The organism is Streptomyces sp. NPDC057702 (genome assembly GCF_042799315.1).
Classification (GTDB): domain Bacteria; phylum Actinomycetota; class Actinomycetes; order Streptomycetales; family Streptomycetaceae; genus Streptomyces.
The window spans coordinates 137812-153422 of sequence record NZ_JBHVJC010000023.1; the positions used below are offsets into that span (position 1 = coordinate 137812).

Annotated in this window: 12 protein-coding genes; 6 read left to right on the forward strand and 6 right to left on the reverse strand. The window is 74.4% G+C overall.

Going from position 1 to position 15611, the window contains the following annotated elements:
• Positions 1-28: 28 nt before the first annotated feature.
• From ACFVFR_RS19260 to ACFVFR_RS19270, 3 genes are all read left to right on the forward strand, one after another.
• On the forward strand, positions 29-658 hold the full coding sequence (locus tag ACFVFR_RS19260; protein WP_383703101.1) for an MSMEG_1061 family FMN-dependent PPOX-type flavoprotein: 630 nt from the start codon (positions 29-31) through the stop codon (positions 656-658).
• Positions 659-984: 326 nt separating this feature from the next.
• Positions 985-2370, forward strand: coding sequence for a TerD family protein (locus tag ACFVFR_RS19265; RefSeq protein WP_383703103.1), 1386 nt, complete (start codon positions 985-987; stop codon positions 2368-2370).
• 22 nt (positions 2371-2392) lie between these two features.
• Entirely contained in the window at positions 2393-2800 is a 408-nt protein-coding gene (locus ACFVFR_RS19270) for a hypothetical protein (protein WP_383703105.1), read from the forward strand.
• A gap of 55 nt (positions 2801-2855) precedes the next feature.
• On the opposite strand, the gene ACFVFR_RS19275 is transcribed toward ACFVFR_RS19270, so the two are convergent.
• The 5 genes from ACFVFR_RS19275 to ACFVFR_RS19295 all read right to left on the reverse strand — a co-directional run bounded on the left by ACFVFR_RS19275 (position 2856) and on the right by ACFVFR_RS19295 (position 10089).
• Positions 2856-3725 (reverse strand): geranyl diphosphate 2-C-methyltransferase, encoded by an 870-nt coding sequence (locus ACFVFR_RS19275; protein ID WP_383703107.1) that lies wholly within the window; start codon positions 3723-3725, stop codon positions 2856-2858.
• Between the two features lie 16 nt (positions 3726-3741).
• The gene (locus ACFVFR_RS19280) at positions 3742-5016 is read right to left on the reverse strand and encodes a family 2 encapsulin nanocompartment cargo protein terpene cyclase (protein WP_383703134.1); all 1275 of its coding nucleotides are present in this window, start codon (positions 5014-5016) and stop codon (positions 3742-3744) included.
• Positions 5017-5219: 203 nt separating this feature from the next.
• The gene (locus ACFVFR_RS19285) at positions 5220-6647 is read right to left on the reverse strand and encodes a family 2B encapsulin nanocompartment shell protein (RefSeq protein WP_383703109.1); all 1428 of its coding nucleotides are present in this window, start codon (positions 6645-6647) and stop codon (positions 5220-5222) included.
• 1051 nt (positions 6648-7698) lie between these two features.
• Positions 7699-8793, reverse strand: coding sequence for a glutamate--cysteine ligase (locus ACFVFR_RS19290; protein WP_383703111.1), 1095 nt, complete (start codon positions 8791-8793; stop codon positions 7699-7701).
• A 489-nt stretch (positions 8794-9282) separates the two neighbouring features.
• Positions 9283-10089 carry a hypothetical protein gene (locus ACFVFR_RS19295; RefSeq protein WP_383703113.1) on the reverse strand — a complete coding sequence of 269 codons (807 nt, stop codon included), beginning with the start codon at positions 10087-10089 and terminating at the stop codon, positions 9283-9285.
• A gap of 388 nt (positions 10090-10477) precedes the next feature.
• Between ACFVFR_RS19295 and ACFVFR_RS19300 the strand changes: the two genes are divergently transcribed.
• On the forward strand, positions 10478-11014 hold the full coding sequence (locus tag ACFVFR_RS19300; RefSeq protein WP_383703115.1) for a hypothetical protein: 537 nt from the start codon (positions 10478-10480) through the stop codon (positions 11012-11014).
• Between the two features lie 401 nt (positions 11015-11415).
• Here ACFVFR_RS19300 and ACFVFR_RS19305 read toward each other — a convergent pair whose 3' ends face one another.
• Positions 11416-13302: a protein kinase gene (locus ACFVFR_RS19305; protein WP_383703117.1), complete on the reverse strand. Its 1887-nt coding sequence runs from the start codon at positions 13300-13302 to the stop codon at positions 11416-11418.
• Between the two features lie 354 nt (positions 13303-13656).
• Between ACFVFR_RS19305 and ACFVFR_RS19310 the strand changes: the two genes are divergently transcribed.
• The gene (locus ACFVFR_RS19310) at positions 13657-14427 is read left to right on the forward strand and encodes an FHA domain-containing protein (protein ID WP_383703119.1); all 771 of its coding nucleotides are present in this window, start codon (positions 13657-13659) and stop codon (positions 14425-14427) included.
• 181 nt (positions 14428-14608) lie between these two features.
• Positions 14609-15397: a polysaccharide lyase family 7 protein gene (locus ACFVFR_RS19315; RefSeq protein ID WP_383703121.1), complete on the forward strand. Its 789-nt coding sequence runs from the start codon at positions 14609-14611 to the stop codon at positions 15395-15397.
• Positions 15398-15611: the final 214 nt, after the last annotated feature.

Genomic DNA, 15611 nt, shown 5'->3' on the forward strand with positions numbered 1-15611 from the left:
CCAGAGCCAGCCACCACCGGGAGACGCCTTGCCTCACAGGACCGACGCCACGGCCACGGAGCACCGCACGCCCTCGTCCAACGAACCGGGACCGGCGATGACCACGCGGCGCGCCGGTGGGGCCGGCGGCCGGCCGGGGCACGTCGCCCTGCCCGCGCACGCGCACGCGGAGCTGCGGGAGTTGCTGGGGGAGCCGCACCCGATCGTCATCGACAAGGTGCATGCCCGTCTCGACGAGGACGACCTGGCCTTCGTCGCCCGCTCCCCGTTCTGCCTGCTGTCCACGGCGGACGCGCACGGCGCGTGCGACGCCTCCCCGCGCGGCGGCGCCCCCGGCTTCACGCACGTCCTCGACCCCGGCACGCTGGTCCTGCCGGAACGCCCCGGCAACCGGCGCGGCGACAGCCTGCACAACATCCTCGACAACCCGCACGCCGGACTGCTCTACCTGCTGCCCGGCAGCCGCGACATCCTGCGCGTCAACGGCCGCGCCCGCGTCCTCACCGACGCGCCCTGCTTCGACGCGCTGACGACCGACGGCCAACGCCCCCGCCTGGCCGTCCAGATCGACATCGTCGAGGTCTACCGACACTGCCCCCAGTCCCTCAACCGCTCCGCACTCTGGACCAACCCACCCCAGTCCATCCCGCACCCCTGACCACACGCCCACACCCCAGCTCACACCCCCACCCCCCACCCCCAACCCCCGTGCACCGCCCGCCCGAAGCCCACGGCCTCTCGCCCACGTCCCAGCCCGACGCCCGACGCCCGACGCCCGACGCCCGACGCCCGGCGCCTGGCGTCCCGGGCCCGGCGTACGGCGGACGGGTGCCCGCTCCCCTGCCAGGTGGGGCGTGGGTGGCCGGCTGAAACCTCTGGTGGCGGTGGTGACTGAGGGACCATAGGGGCGAGAGTGCCGCATTGTCGTGCTATGTGGCAGGCTGGCGGCACGGTTGTCGGGGAGTGACGGTGGAGGCGGGGAGCATGCCGGAGCTGGGCAAGGGTGGGAACACGGCGGTCGCGTCGGGACGGCTCGTCGCCGAGCTGCGCGCGGTGGGTGACGTGGTGGACCTGAGCGCGTTGCTGGTCGGCGCGGACGGCAGGGTCCGCTCCGACGACGACATGGTCTTCTACAACCAGCCGTCGGCCGAGTCCGACGCGGTAGGCCACGTCGCCGCCGACGCCTCGGGGCCCGAGCGGATCGAGGTGGACCCGGCCGCCCTGCCCGCCGACGTGGACCGGGTGGTGTTGGTGGGGAGTTGCGACCCCGACGACGTCAGCCGCACCTTCCGTGGGGTCAAGGAGGTCGTCATCCGGGTCGAGCAACCCGGCGCCGAGGCCATCCGCTTCCACCAGCCCGACCTGACCGACGGCGAGCGCGCCGTACTCCTGGCGGAGTTCTACCGCCGGGGCCCGCTCTGGAAGTTCCGCGCCATCGGCCAGGGTTACGCGAGCGGCCTCGCCGGCCTCGCCACCGACTACGGCATCGACGTGGCGGAGGAGCCCGAGACCGACAGCGCCGACGCGCCCGCCGCGACCCCCGCGCCGAGCCCGGCCGGCCAGGCACCTCCCGCGCCCGCCGCCACGCCGGCTCCCGCCGCGCCCCGCGCCAACCTGCTCAAGCCCCCGCTCGGCACCGTCAGTCTGCAAAAGGGCGGGCGTGCCGCGATCGACCTGGACAAGCACGACCGCGAACTCGTCTTCGAGGCCACGCTGGAGTGGGACGGCGGCAGCGAGCAGCGCCGCCAGCAGGGCGCCGACCTCGACCTGTACGCCCTGTTCGTACCGGCCGGCAAGGCGCTGCGCGGCGCCACCGCACCCGGCACCCTCGTCAAGGCGGGACACAAGCCCCAGGGCGAGCCGCTGGTCCCGTCGGGCGCGGCGGAACCGGAAAAGGGCGGCAAGGGTGGCAAGGGTGGCAAGGGTGGCAAGGGCAAGAAGAGCAAGGCCAGGAACGTCGTCTACTACAAGCACCTCGGTTCGCTGACCAGCGCCCCGTACATCCGGCTCGACGGTGACGCGCGCGCCCCCGGCCGCGAGTCGGTGCGCATCGTGCGGCCCGACGAGCAGGGGTACGTCCTGCTGTGCGCGTACTCCGCCCTCAGCAACGGGTACGGCTCCTTCCGCAGCTTCGGCGCCAAGGTCGTCATCACCGACGGGCGCGGCTCCACGGTCACCGTCCCCCTCTTCGAGAACGCCAGGACCCGGTACTGGGTCGCCATCGCCCTCGTGGACTTCGGCGCCCCCGACGGGGCGGCCATCCAGCACGTCGAGGCGTACAGCGCGCGTATGACCGAGCGGCGGCCGGTCCTGCACCTCGACGGGGCCATCGAGATGAACGGCGGCCCGGTGGAGTTCAAGCGCCACTGAGCACCCGCCGGGAGGGAGAGCCGTGGACGGGGTGAGCGACGAGGCGGGGAGCGCCGGCGGCGCGCTGGCCGACGGCGTCTCGTGGCGGGAGGCGGCGCTCGCGGTGGCGGGGTGCTGGGCGCTGTGTGCCGTCGGGTACGTCGTCCTGTGGGCTCTGGACGAGCCGACGCTGTCGGTCGCGCCGCTGCTCGGCTGGCCACTCGCCCGGTGGTTCTGGACGCGCCACCGGTACTGGGGGCCCGGCGTCGCGGCGACCGTCGTCGGCTGCCTGACGGTGTTCGCGCTCCTCGACGGCCTGCGCCGGCACCTGGCGCGCCTGACCGCCGAGACCCTGGCCATCGGACTCGCCGCCCTGGCCGCCCTGCTGGTCTTCACGCTCGCCTCCCGGCTCCGCCGGCACGCCCGGCGTCCCCGCCTCCCCGTCCGGTGACCGCGCGGGGCGCGTGTCGGGGTGGTCCGGCACGCGCCCGCGACCGTCGGTGGCCTCAGACCCGGTCGGCGGCGATCAACAGGTACTGGAAACTGCCGTTCCGGTACGCGTCGAGGAACGTGCCCTCGATGCCCGTGGCCAGCGCGGACCTGGCGCGCAGCTCCCAGTACGGAATGGTCGCCTCGGTCAGGTCCACCACGCTGACGGGCACCAACCGGTGGCGCGCCAGCTCCCGGAAGTAGGCGGAGCGAGGGTGGATGTCGCAGATGTAGTGGGCGTTGATCGTCGAGACCTCCCGCGAGGGCAGCCCGTACGTGTCGTTGTAGCAGCCGGTGATGGTGACGTACCGGCCCCCGCGCGGCAGCAGCCGGGCGTACTCGGCGAACAGCAGCGACAGTTCGACGTACATCGTGGACTCGTTGTTCCAGATGGCGCGGAACGAGCCGGTCTCGAAGCCGGTGTCGAGCATGTTCCTGACGTGGAAGCGCACGCTGTCGGCCACGCCGTGCAGGTCGGCCTGCGCGGTGGCGAAGTCCACCTGGGTCTCGGAGATGGAGATCCCCTCGACGCGGCAGCCGAAGCGCCGGTTGGCGACCAGACTGCCGCCGCCCCGTCCGCACCCGGAGTCGAGCAGCCGGTCCTCCGCGGTGATGCCGCCCAGATGGTCGGCGAGCAGGTCGGCCTGTGCGGACTCCAGGCGGTGCAGCTCGGCGGTCACCCGCTCGTCACGGGTCTCCTCGGCCCCCTTGAGGACCGACCAGTCGACCTCCCCGATGCCGTAGTGGTGGTGGTAGAAGCCGTCGACCTCGCCCAGTCGGAGGTTGACGGGATTGCGCTCACGGTTCCAGTACGCGGCGACGGACCGCTGGTAGGGGCTGCCGGCCAGGGGCGCCGCCGCGTTCGTGCGGTGCGCTGTGGTGGTCATGCGGTTGTCTTCTCTCTCACCAGTAGTGGGGCAGGGAGTAGCGGTAGGTGTTGGTGTGGTGCCATGCGTGGTTGCCGGCCACCCAGGCGGCGAGCCCGGCGGTGTAGCGGGCCAGGAGCGGGTTCCCGGCGGCCAGGGCGGCGGCCTCGTCCTCGAAGGCGCGCATGATCTCGTTGTGGATGTCGACGGCCTTCAGATACGCCTCCCGCAGGCCACGGCCGTCCTCGGCGGCGATCACCACCGGGAGGTTCAGGTGGTGCCTGTCGAGCGCCATCTCCTTGGTGAAGGAGTACAGGTCGTTGACGAGCGTGGTGGCGTTGCAGGCCAGCGCGGTCACCCGCTGCGTCTCGGGGCGGGCGTACAGCGGCTCGGGCACCTCGTAGCCCTCCACCGCGTCCACGATCGACAGACAGGGCCGGAAGTTGTTGAACTGCCGCATCACCAGGTACTTCCACACCTCGGGCGTGGTGTGGGTCTGCGCCCACGCGCCCTCGGCGAGATACCCCAGGTGGAGGCGTGCCACGTCGTGGACGAAGCGGGTGACCTGGCTGGGGCTGGCGATCCGCGCGTAGGCACGGATGGCGTCGGCGTAGGAGCGCAGCGGGGCGTCCTCGCCCAGCCCCTGCCGCCACCGCTCCTGGTAGCCGCTCGCGGTGTGCAGCGGGTCCAGGGCGCTCTGGGCGATCAGGAGCCGACCGCCCAGTCCGACGGGCGAGCCGCCGTAGTCCTCGCAGTAGCAGTCGTCCACGACGTTCTCCGCGACCAGCAGCTTGCCGGCGACCACGAGACGTTCCAGGTCCGCGGCGCCCGGGTGTTGCAGCGTGACCGCCCGGCCGACCTGGAACCCGGCGAAGTCGCCCGCCCACTCGGGCGGGAACAGGTCCAGCTCGTGCGCCCAGACGTCGAGTCTGCGGTCCACCTCGGCGACCGTGGCCGGGTCGGCCGGCACCGCGGGCCGGTGGTACAGGCCGGGGATCGGGTCGCCGGCGCGCGGCCGGCCCCCGACCGGTGGCCTCGGGCCTCGCGCGCCCGCTCGGTCCGCCCCCTGGGTGGGACGCGCCGGGGCGTCGTCCACAGGCTGGGGAGGAACGGGGGCCGTCGGTACGGCGGCCACCGGCCGGGGGAGGAGGGCGCGGGCGGCGGAGGTGCCGAGGCCGGTCGGGCCGCGCCCCCGCCACGCCGCCGTCGGCGGCTCGGTCGACCCCGCCACCCCGGCCGGCTTCGGGGAGCCCACCGACGCCGGGGGGCTGGGCACCCGTGGGGCGTCCGCCGGCTCCGGGGCGGCTGGCAGCGGCTTCGGCGGCCCGGCCGGTCCCGGTGGCTTCGCCGGCTCCGGTGCCCTGGGCCCGGTGGTGAGCGGGAACCACGCCCCGTGCCGGCTCACCGCGGCCGGGGCGGTGACCGTCGGGTCCGCGGTCTCGTGCGGGGCGAGCGCGGACGTGTCAGGCAGGGGTGACACCGGTGCGGCCCTCCTCTACGCGTCGTGCCGGGGGCTCAGCCACGGGGGCGTACCTCGACGTTCTCGAGAACGCCGATCGCGTCGGGGACGAGCACGGCGGCGGAGTAGTAGGTGCTGACGAGGTAGGAGATGATCGCCTTGTCGTCGATGCCCATGAACCGGACGTTGAGGCCGGGCTCGACCTCGTCGGGCAGGCCGGTCTGGTAGAGGCCGACGACGCCCTCGTTGTCCTCCCCGGGGCGGATGGCGAGGATCGAGGAGGTCTGGTCGTCCGAGACGGGGATCTTGCCGCACGGCAGGAGCGGCACGCCTCGCCAGGCGGGGATGTGGTGCCCGTCGACGTCGACGCTGCCGAAGTAGATGCCCCGCTTGTTGCACTCCTTGCCGAACGCGGCGATGGCGCGCGGGTGGGCGAAGAGGTACCGGGTCCCACGGCGCATGCTCAGCAGGTCGTCGAGGTCGTCCGGGGTGGGCGGGCCGGAGTGGGTGGGGATGCGCTGGTTGAAGTCGGTGTTGTGGAGTAGCCCGAACTCGGGGTTGTTGACCAGCTCCTTCTCCTGGCGCTCGCGCAGCGCCTGGATGGTCAGCCGTAACTGCTGCTGCGTCTGGTTCATCGGCTGGTTGTAGAGGTCGGCGACGCGGGAGTGCACCTTGAGTACCGTCTGCGCCACGCTCAACTCGTACTCGCGCGGAGCCAGTTCGTAGTCCACGAAGGTGCCCGGCAGCAGCGGCTCGCCCTGGTGGCTGGAGAGGAAGTCGATCTCGGCCTCGCCGGCCCGGTTGGTCGGCCGCTGGCCGTCCGCGCCGCGCTGGTCGACGTGCGCGCGCAGGGCCTCGTGCTGGCCGGCGACCGTCGCGTACGCGCTGTGCGACAGCGCCAGGACCGTCGTCGCCGTCACCGCGCGGACCGTGGCGTCCCAGCTGTCGTCGGCGCCCGCCAGGACGTTGCCGCCGAAGCTGTCGCCGTCCGACAGTCGGCCCACGACCGTCTCGCCGTCGTACTTCGCGGGCCTGATCCGCTCCACCTTGCCGTGCGCGATCAGGTACACGTGGTCGGCGCGGCGGCCCTCCGCCACGATGACCTGGCCGGGCTCGAACTCCCGCTGGGTGAAGGCGGCGGCCAGCGCGACGAGGGCCGCGCGGTCGTCGAAGCCGTGCAGCAGGGGCAGTTCGCCCAGCTCCTCGGGGACGACGGTGATCGTCGAACCGCTCTTGACGAACGACACCTTGCCGTCGCCGACGGTGAACGACAGGCGGCGGTTCACCCGGTAGGTTCCGCCGGGCACGTTGACCCAGGGCAGCTTGCGCAGCAGCCACCGGGAGCTGATCCCCTGCATCTGGGGCTCGGTCTTGGTGGTGGTCGCGAGGTTGCGCGCCGCCTGGGTGGCGAGGCTGAGCTGTTCCTGTTCCCGCGCTCGGCCGGGGGGTTGCCCGGCCACCGCCGGGTCCGTCTCGATCGTCATGACCTGACCTCTCGCTTCACGAAAAGGGCCGTCTCGGACGCGCCACGCGATCAAGCTCGGGCCAACGCTTCATCACGTTACGCATTCGTTGGCAACACACTGTGACAGCTTGAGGGTCAGGTGCGGCACCCCCTTCGGATGCACGCGCTTCCCTCCGCGCCCCATGGCGGCTCCGAGGCGCTCCCCTCGAAAGCCGCGCGCGGGCGGTCGGGGAGCGGGCGAGCGCGGTGCCCCGCGCGGGCGACCGGACGGGCGGCCAGACGTGTGCGGAGTGTCGCCGGGCGTGCGAAACGCGCAGCGTACGGGGGGTGGGCCGGCCCTCGGCGAGCGACGGCCCGGCCTCGGACGCCCGTCACGCGCGCCCTCGGACCCCGGCCCACCAGCCCGATATCCACCCGGCGAACCCCCGCGCGCCCCGGCCTCGATGGCGGGTCGGCGCGGCGCGTCACACCCCGCGACACCACCTTTTACGATGAGCTGCCCGCGCGAGCTGACCGTAACGGTGAGTAGCCGGCTGGTCGGGCGCGCCCCCCGTCCGGGGCGACCGCGCGCGACACGGCGTACCCGACGACCCCACGCCGCGACCGGCCCGCACCGGACCCCACGCGACCTCCCCGACGCGGCAGCCGCACACGCCACGGGGCACACCCTGTGCACCACGACCCCGGCGTCCGCCCACCGTGCCCGCCCCCCGGTCCCGCGCCGCGCGCACGTCCCACCGCCACCATCGCCCCCGCGCCCATGCCCACGTCCGCGCCCACCCGACGCGACGGCCCGCGCTCGCCGGCACCCCCCCCCGCCCACACCCGCCCCGCCGCGCGGGCCCGCCACCCCGCCGCCCAAGCCCTGGCCCTCGCCAACGCCCATGCCTGGCCCTCGCCAACGCCCAAGCGCCCGCCACCGCCCGTGTACGCCGCCGGCACCCCGCGCCGGCGGCGTACACGGAGGGGCCGCCGCCCCGAGAGGCCGCGCCCCGGCCCTCGCCCCGAGGCGACTACCCCGGCCGCCCCCCGAGCGGCCACCACCTCAGGACGGCTACCCGGCGGCGCCGTTACCGGGTGGCGCCCGCCTCGGTGATCAGTTCCAGCACGGCGGACAGGCCGCCGTCGGACAGGGCGCGGCGTTGTCGGTCGGCGCCGGTGCCGTCCGCGAGGAGCCGGTGGGCCCAGGCGGTGACCTCGTACGCGTCGCCGGCCGCCGCCAGCGCGGGTGCCACGTGGTCCAGCAGCTCGCGTACGACCTCGCCCGCGCGCCGGCGCCGCCCCAGTGGGTCGAGGAGATCGCCACTCAGCCCGTGTCGGGCGGCCTGCCAGGTGGCCAGCCGCACCATCTCCGGGCCCGCCTCCGCCAGCGGCGCCCGTGTGTCCGCCTCGGCCACGGCGGTGTTGACCAGCGCGCGCACCAGGCCCGCGAACATCGCCGCGTCGTCCGCGCGGAGCTGGACGTCCAGGGAGCGCACCTCGACCGTCGGATACCGCTCGGACAGCCGCACCTGCCAGTAGATCTGTCCCGCGTCGCTGATGACACCGGTGTCCAGGAGCCGTCGTAGGCGGGCGTCGTAGTCCCGTTCGTCGGCGAAGTGCGGGGGCATGCCGCTGACGCCCCAGCGGCCGAAGACGACGGTGCGCCAACTGGCGAACCCGGTGTCCCCGCCCTGCCACAGCGGCGAGTTCGCCGCCATGGCGATCAGCGTGGGCAGCCGCACCCGGAGACGGTTGAGCACGGCGACGCCCACCCGCCGGCTGGGCACCGCGACATGGACGTGCATGCCGTTGACGAGCTGCTCCGCCACCAGTTGCGGGGCCTGCCGCTGGATGGCCTGGTAGCGGGCGTCGTCGGTCACCGGCACCGGCAGGTCCTCCGGGAACGGCGGGGTGCCGCTGGCCATGAGGCGACTGCCGTGCGGGTGCGCCGCCCGCGCGACGGCGCTCCGTAATCGCCGGAGGTGCTCCCCGGCCTCGGACACGGTGTGGCACACCGGCGTGGCGACCTCGACCTGCGCCTGCAACAGCTCCGACTGCACCTCGCGCGCGGCGACCAGTGGCTCCAACTCCGCCGTCGCCAGCACCGCTTTCACATGCGGAGCCGTACGCCCGGTCATCCGATCGACCAACAGGTACTCCTCTTCCACGCCAAGGGTCACCATCGCTCGCCCTCCCGTTCGCACCGCGCACCTCCGCCGCACCAGACGGTCCGGTGCGCTCCAGCCGGTCGCCTCGTGGTCGCCCCGGCGCCGCCCGTCTGCGGGCCCTGTCGCGCGGTCGCAAATCTAGGTGGCCGGCGATAGTCCGGATACGGTGCCGTCCATGACCGACATGGCCTTTTGTGCCGTCTTGCCGAACGGCGCGACCACCGGTCTCCCGGGCCCCCGCGACGTCATCGCTCCCCACCCACCACACGGCCGGCAGCCCCACCACCTGCCACCCAACACCCCCACGCGGACCGCCGGGTCGGCGCCGCCCGCCCAGCCCGCCGGGAGCCCCTCGGGGTCGGGCGCGCCCTCGCGACACCCCCGCTCCTGACCGGAACTCGGCCCCCCGCGTCCGCCCCGCCGCCGCGTCCGTCCGGGGGTTACGCCTCCCTCGCCTCCGCGAGCGCCCGGTTGATGAGAGCGGCGGCTGCCGGGAGGGGCGCGCTACCTCCCCGGGCGGTGGCCCGTGATCGTCTCCCAGGTGTCCCACTGCTCCGCCAGCGCGGCCCGCGCCGTGGAGACGGTGGAGTCACTGTTCTCCGCCGCCGTCACCTCGCGCCGCCGCTCGCGGGCGGCCTCGATGTCCTGGGTCGCCCCGCGCGCCTCGGCCAGCTCGGCCTCCGCCCTCGCGATCCGCTCCGCGCGCCCCGTCTGGGCGGCCCGCGCCCGGACGGCGGCGTTCGCCGCGTCCAGCGCGAACTGGCGGACGTTCGGCTCGGGGTACTCGGCGTCCGGGTAGTCGACCTGGACCGTCGTACCGGACTCCGACGTGAGGGTCAGGCTCATCCCCGACGGTTCGTGGGCCGCCGTGCACGTGACGGTCAGGCCGACCAGGGGCAGGTCCGTGCTGGCGCCCCCGGCGGGGGTCCGGTGCCGACCCGTCGCGTCCAGCGGACCGTCCTCGTCGAAGACGCGCACCGCGTGCTCGTGTACGGCGATCCGGCCCAGGCCCGTGACCCGGCTGCCGGGCGTGTCCTGCCGCAGGCTCGCCACCAGCCGCTCGGCGGCGTCGACCGCGTCGCGGTAGGCGGACTCGGCCTGCTCGACGTCCCTGGCCGCCGCGTTCCGCCGCCCACGGCTGGCCCGCTCGGCCCTCCGCAACGTCCGCCGGCGGCTGGCCAGCGCGGCGCGTGGCCCCGCGTACTCCACGCTGAACATCGAGGCCCACGAGCCCGGGTAGCTCGACCACCGGTAGACGAGGAAGACGAGCACCCCCGCGATCGCCACGCAGCCCGTGCGCAGTGTCGTCACCCAGTCCATTCGTCCCCCTGCCCCGGACCGACGGAAACCGGGGTCGGCCGTAGGCGTTCCCCGAGTCGCCAACTACACCACCCCGTAAGGGTGTCAGGGGTGTGAACCGGTCGACCGGAACGCGACCGGAGCCGCCGCGCGGCGCCCGAGGGGGCGGGGGCGCCGGGGGGTGCTGCGGGGCGCCGGCGTCGTTCGCGGTGATCGGGGCGGAGTACGGCGGGGGCGGGGGAGGCTGGTGCGGCCGGGGGATGGCCGAGCGCTGGCCGGGGGGTGTCCCGGGCGCTCGACTCCGGTCGTGGTGCCGGGATTCGCCGGGCCGCCCCGGCGCCGGAGAGCTACTGTACGAACACGCCGCGCTACCCGGCGCGGTCGGTTGAGGAGGATTCCTGTGTCATCGCCCTGCGACCCCCGGTACGCGCCCGCCGGCGATGTGGGCTCCGCGCTGCTGGTGATCGACTCTCGACTGAAGAGCGTCTACGACGGCAGGACGGAGGCCGACGCCGAAGAGCGGGCACTGACCGACCAGTTCACCGACTCCCTGGAGCCGGCGGAGGCCAAGGCCGTGCTGGACGGCACGTGCACGCTCATCTACATGTACGTGAGATGGCTGCGGGCCGCGTACGAGGACCACGACAAGGACGTCATCGAGTACGTGCTGCCCAACCTGGTGGCCACGATGCGCATGATGACCGGCAGCGTCCGCCCGGAGGCCATCCCCACCATGGCCGGCCTGGTCGTCGCGGCGGGCTCCGATCTGAGCCCGAGCCTGTGGCGCGAGCAGTACGGCCAGTGGACCGAGGCCGAGATGACGCCGCTGGAGGTCACCGCCTTCCTGCTCGCGGAGCACATCAACCGCATCACCGAGGACCGCGAGTTCGCCACCCGCCTGGTCGCCGAGGCCCTGCTCAGGGCGGACGAGGACTGAGCCCGCGCGGCCGACGCGACAGCCCACCCACCACCCGTCCCACCACCGACGGCACCCCTCAACCCCCCACCCCGCGAACCCACTCCGCGCCAGCCAGACGACAACCAGCCCGCCAGCCAGCCCGCCGCGGAGGCCAGCCACCCACCCGCGCGGCAGCGCGACCACAGCCGCCCGGCCGGCCCCCTCCCCGCGCGACGCCCCCTCCCGCGGGGGCCAACCCGCGCCCCGCGAAAGCCAGTCCCCTCCCCGCGGCAGCCAGCCCCCCTCCCGCGGGAGCCAACCCGCGCCCCGCGACAGCCCGCCCCCTCGCGCGACAGCCCGCCCCCACGGCTCGGCCAGCCCCCACGGCTCGGCCCGTCGCCCAGGCGAGCAGCACGCCCCCGCCCCGCCGGGGCCACCGTTCAGCCCGTGGCCAGGGACTCCATCGCCGACCGTGCCAGGTCCCGCGCCAGCACGCACGGCCTGAGTTTCCTGGCGTCGTCGCCCTTGACGACGAGGGCCGCCCGTTCCGTGCCCTGCTTGCGGTCCAGGCCCGTGTAGGGGCGGTGCACCACCTCGACGCGGCAGGTGCCGGAGCCCGCGCTGTTCGGGATGACGACCGCCTGCCGGCCGTCGACCTTGGTCCGTTCGGTCTCGTCCCCGCTCGGTATCCGGCCCTGCTCGAACTGGAGGTCCACCTCCACGTCGCCGGTGGTGGACTGCCACTGACAGGACCAGTCGCCGAACCCGGCCTCCGGGTCGTGGGCGTCGACGCCGGGCACTTTGGCCAGCGCCGTCACGTCCAACAGGGTGCACGCGTCACGGTGCGCCAGCGACGCGTCGTCCAGCCTCTTCGCACGCCGTGGCACCTCCCCGTCGTTGAGGGTGGCGACCGCGATGCGGGTGGCGATGTCGGCGGTCTCGCACAGCCGCTGTCTGACCCGGTCGGGCTCGCGCGCCGCCACCGTGATCCGCAGGCTGCTCGCGCGGGCGCCGGTCACCGACAGGGCCCGCTCACACCGGTCGCGTTCGGGCGGGGGCTTGACCACGATGACCCGGCCCGTGGTGTGCCGCTCCCCGTCCTCCGGCAGGTCGTCGGCGTCCAGCTCGACCCTGACGTCCACCACGTCGTCCTGCCGCTCCAGCAGCAGGACGTCACAGCGGTTGAAGTTGCCCTGGTGCGGGTCGATGTCGGCGTCCTCGTAGGCGGGGAACGCCCTGGCGTCCAGCAGGGCACACGGGTTGGCCGTGCGGGGGTCGCCGATGAAGGCCGGGGCGCCGGAGGCCGTCCGGCCCGGCGCCGACGCGGCCCCCTCGTCGCGCCCCGTGCCCCCCTCGCCCCCGTCGTCGGCCAGCCCCGACAGCAGGACCGGTACGGCGATGGCCAACGCCGCCACGGCCGCCCCCGCCGCCACCACCCAGGGGCGTGGCCGCGGGGTGCGCGAGGGCCGGCCCGGCACCGATTGGGGCCGGGTCGAGGGCAGCGGGTCGCGGCGGGTGGGCAGGTCCAGCGGGAGGGTGGCGACGTCGTGCGCCCCGCCCGCGAGGCGGGTCAGCGCCTGGCGCGCGGCGGCGGCGGTGGGCCGGGCCCGCGGGTCGCTGTGCAACATGGCGGCGAGCAGGGGGCCCAGCGGTCCGGTCCGCGGGCCGACGGACTCCAGCTGAACCGCGTTGCCCGGGCCCCGTAGCGGCTCGGTCCCGGCGACCAGCCTGTGCAGGGTGGCGCCGAGCGAGAAGACGTCGGAGGCCCGCTCGGGCGCGCCCCGGAACGCCTCGGGTGCCGCGTAGGCGGGGGTGAGGCTGATCGGCCCGTTGGGGGTGATCGTCGCGCTGGAGTCCACCCGGTAGGCGGCGCCGAAGTCGGCCAGCTTGGCCTGGCGCGACTCGGTGATCACGATGTTGCCGGGCTTGACGTCGCAGTGCACCAGGCCCACGGAGTGCAACGCGGCCAGCGCGTCGGCGATCTGGGCACCGACGCCCGCCACGTGCTCGGGCGCGAGCTTGGCCGGTACGTCCAGGCTGCCGCCGCTCACGTACTCCATGACCAGCCAGAACGTGGCCCGCTTGCCGGGGCCGGTCTGGACGGCGTCGTAGAGGGTGACCACATGGGGGTGGTTGAACTTCGCCAACGCGCGCGCCTCGGCGTACAGCTCGCCGAACGCGGCCTGGTCGCCCTCGCCCGCCCGGCCGTGCTTGAGGACGACCTCGCGGTTGAGCTTGGTGTCCCGGGCGAACCAGACGGTGCCCTGACCACCCTCGATGGGACCGTGCGTCAGCCTGTACTTGCCCACCATTTCCCCCGGGCGCACAACGGCACTCCCCTCACCCAAGGTCGACAACGCCGCCGGTGTCGGAACGCGGACCGAATGTACTGCGTGCCGGTGTCGGCACTCTCCGTTTCTCCCGCATTCGCCGGGGCCGCGTGTCCACCCGTACGCGCCCACCTGTCTCGATCCGCCGAACGCCTGGCCGAAAGGACGACGAGCGACGGCACGGCGGAACGTCAAGTTCCCGTGTCAGACTGGGAGTTGACTTCGCCGGGGGCATCTCTTCGACGGCGGGGCCCGGTGCCTCGCGGGCCGTGGGGAGGGGTCCCGGCGCGACGGGTGGAGCATGGCCGGACCGCCTCGTTCGGGCGACAGGACGATCACAAGGAGACGGCGATGAGCGGCTTCGACAGCCTGGCGCGCGGCGTCCCGCCGGGGCGGCCCGGCACCCTGCACGCGCGGACGGTCAGCGGGGACCTCACCGCCCCGCCGCGCCCGGGCCTCACGGTGCGCTTCGGGCGCGGCGAGAAGCCGGGCACGGACCTCGGCGTCGGCGTGGACGACCGCCGGGTGAGTCGCCGGCACGGCGAGTTGACGTTCCACACGGGGGGCTGGTGGCTGCGGAACACCGGGCAGCAGCTCGTCCGGCTGCCCCGGGGCCGCATGATGCACAGCAGCTCCGAACCGATGCCGCTCGCCACCGGCTACACGCCCCTGTTCGTCCAGGGCTCGGGCCACCGCGAACACCTCGTCGAGCTGTACGTGTCCGACCACGACGACCAGGGACCGGTCTCCAGCCGCCGCGCGGACACCGTGCGGCCCACGCGCTGGCCGCTCAGCGACGACGAACGGCTGCTGCTGGTGGTGCTCGGCCAGCACTACCTGGAGTACGAGCCGGAGCCGCGCCCCCTCACCTACGGCCGGGCCGCCGAACAGCTGCGCTATCTGCGCCCGGCGGGAGGCTGGACCGCCCGCAGGATCGAGTACCGGGTGGAGGCCGTCCGCCGCCGCCTGCACCAGACCGGGTTCACGTACCCGCTGATGCACGACGACCCCGAGGAACGCCCCTCCGACAACAGCCTGTTGCACAACCTGCTCAGGGGGCTGGTGGCCTCGACCACGCTGGTGCCGCCGGACCTGGACCTGATGGACGACGACCTGGGCTGACCAGCCTGCCCGGCCGTCGTGGGGACCCCTCCCCACGGCCCCTTCGTACGGTCGCCCCGACACGCCGCGTGCCCCGGCCGCACCCCGGGCCGACCCGCGCGCCGGCGCCCCCGACGACGATGGAGGCCCACCCGTGATACCCCCCCGCACGTCACGCCCCAGCCCGAGCACGCGCCGCCGCGTGGCCCTGGCGTCCGCGCTGCCCGTCGCGGTGCTCACCGCGCTCCTCGCGCCGGCCCCGGTGCAGGCCGCCGCCGACCACACCGGTCCCGCCACCGGGGCCAGCACGCCGGGCGGCGGCGCCGAACTGCCCTCCGACGTGCTCGACCTCGGCGACTGGAAGCTGACGCTGCCCGTCGGCGGCGACGAGGCACCCACCGAGATCCGCCAGCCCGAGCTCGACGGCTACGCGCACGACCCCTACTTCACCGTCGCCGACTCCGGCCGGGCCGTGCGCTTCCGGGCCCCCGTCAACGGCGTCACCACCAGCGGTTCGAACTACCCGCGCGCCGAACTGCGGGAGATGCGGCGCGGCGGCGGCGACGAGATCGAGTGGTCGTCGACCTCCGGCCGCCACACCCTGACCGTCCGCGAGGCGTTCACCCACCTCCCGAAGGACAAGCCGCAGGTCGTCGGCGCCCAGGTGCACGCCGGTGACGACGACGCCTTCGTGATCCGCCTGGACGGCACGAAGCTCTACGTCACCAAGGGCGACACCTCCCGCTACCACCTGATCACCGACGACTACCGACTGGGCACGGTCTTCGAGGTGCGGTACGTGGTGGCCGACGGCAAGATCCGCGTGTACGTCAACGGCGAGCTGGAAACCACCATCGACCACGTCGACCCCACCAACTACTTCAAGACCGGCGCCTACACCCAGGCCAACTGCACCAACTCCACCCCGTGCGACGCGAGCAACTACGGCGAGGTCGAGGTCCACGACGTGCGGATCACCCACCGCCGCTGAGCCGCCCGGGCGACGAGCGGGCCGCGCGCCGGGCGAGCCTCGGCACCGCGCGGTGCGGCACGGCGGGGGAGACCGGCCGGTGGCCGCCACCCGCCCGCCGGCGCCCGGAGGTTCCCGACTCCTGTCCCGGGCCGGTCGGCCGGCCCGGGACAGGAGGGGTGGCCGGGCGACCCGGCAACCGACGTCCCCCGGCCCGCGCAACGGGCCGGGGGAC

Excerpts from the sequence above, each read along its gene's own strand:
- ACFVFR_RS19285 (WP_383703109.1), bottom strand. The coding sequence starts at position 6,647 with ATGACGATCGAGACGGACCCGGCGGTGGCCGGGCAACCCCCCGGCCGA.
- ACFVFR_RS19310 (WP_383703119.1), top strand. The coding sequence starts at position 13,657 with ATGAGCGGCTTCGACAGCCTGGCGCGCGGCGTCCCGCCGGGGCGGCCC.
- ACFVFR_RS19290 (WP_383703111.1), bottom strand. The coding sequence starts at position 8,793 with ATGGTGACCCTTGGCGTGGAAGAGGAGTACCTGTTGGTCGATCGGATG.
- ACFVFR_RS19275 (WP_383703107.1), bottom strand. The coding sequence starts at position 3,725 with ATGACCACCACAGCGCACCGCACGAACGCGGCGGCGCCCCTGGCCGGC.
- ACFVFR_RS19265 (WP_383703103.1), top strand. The coding sequence starts at position 985 with ATGCCGGAGCTGGGCAAGGGTGGGAACACGGCGGTCGCGTCGGGACGG.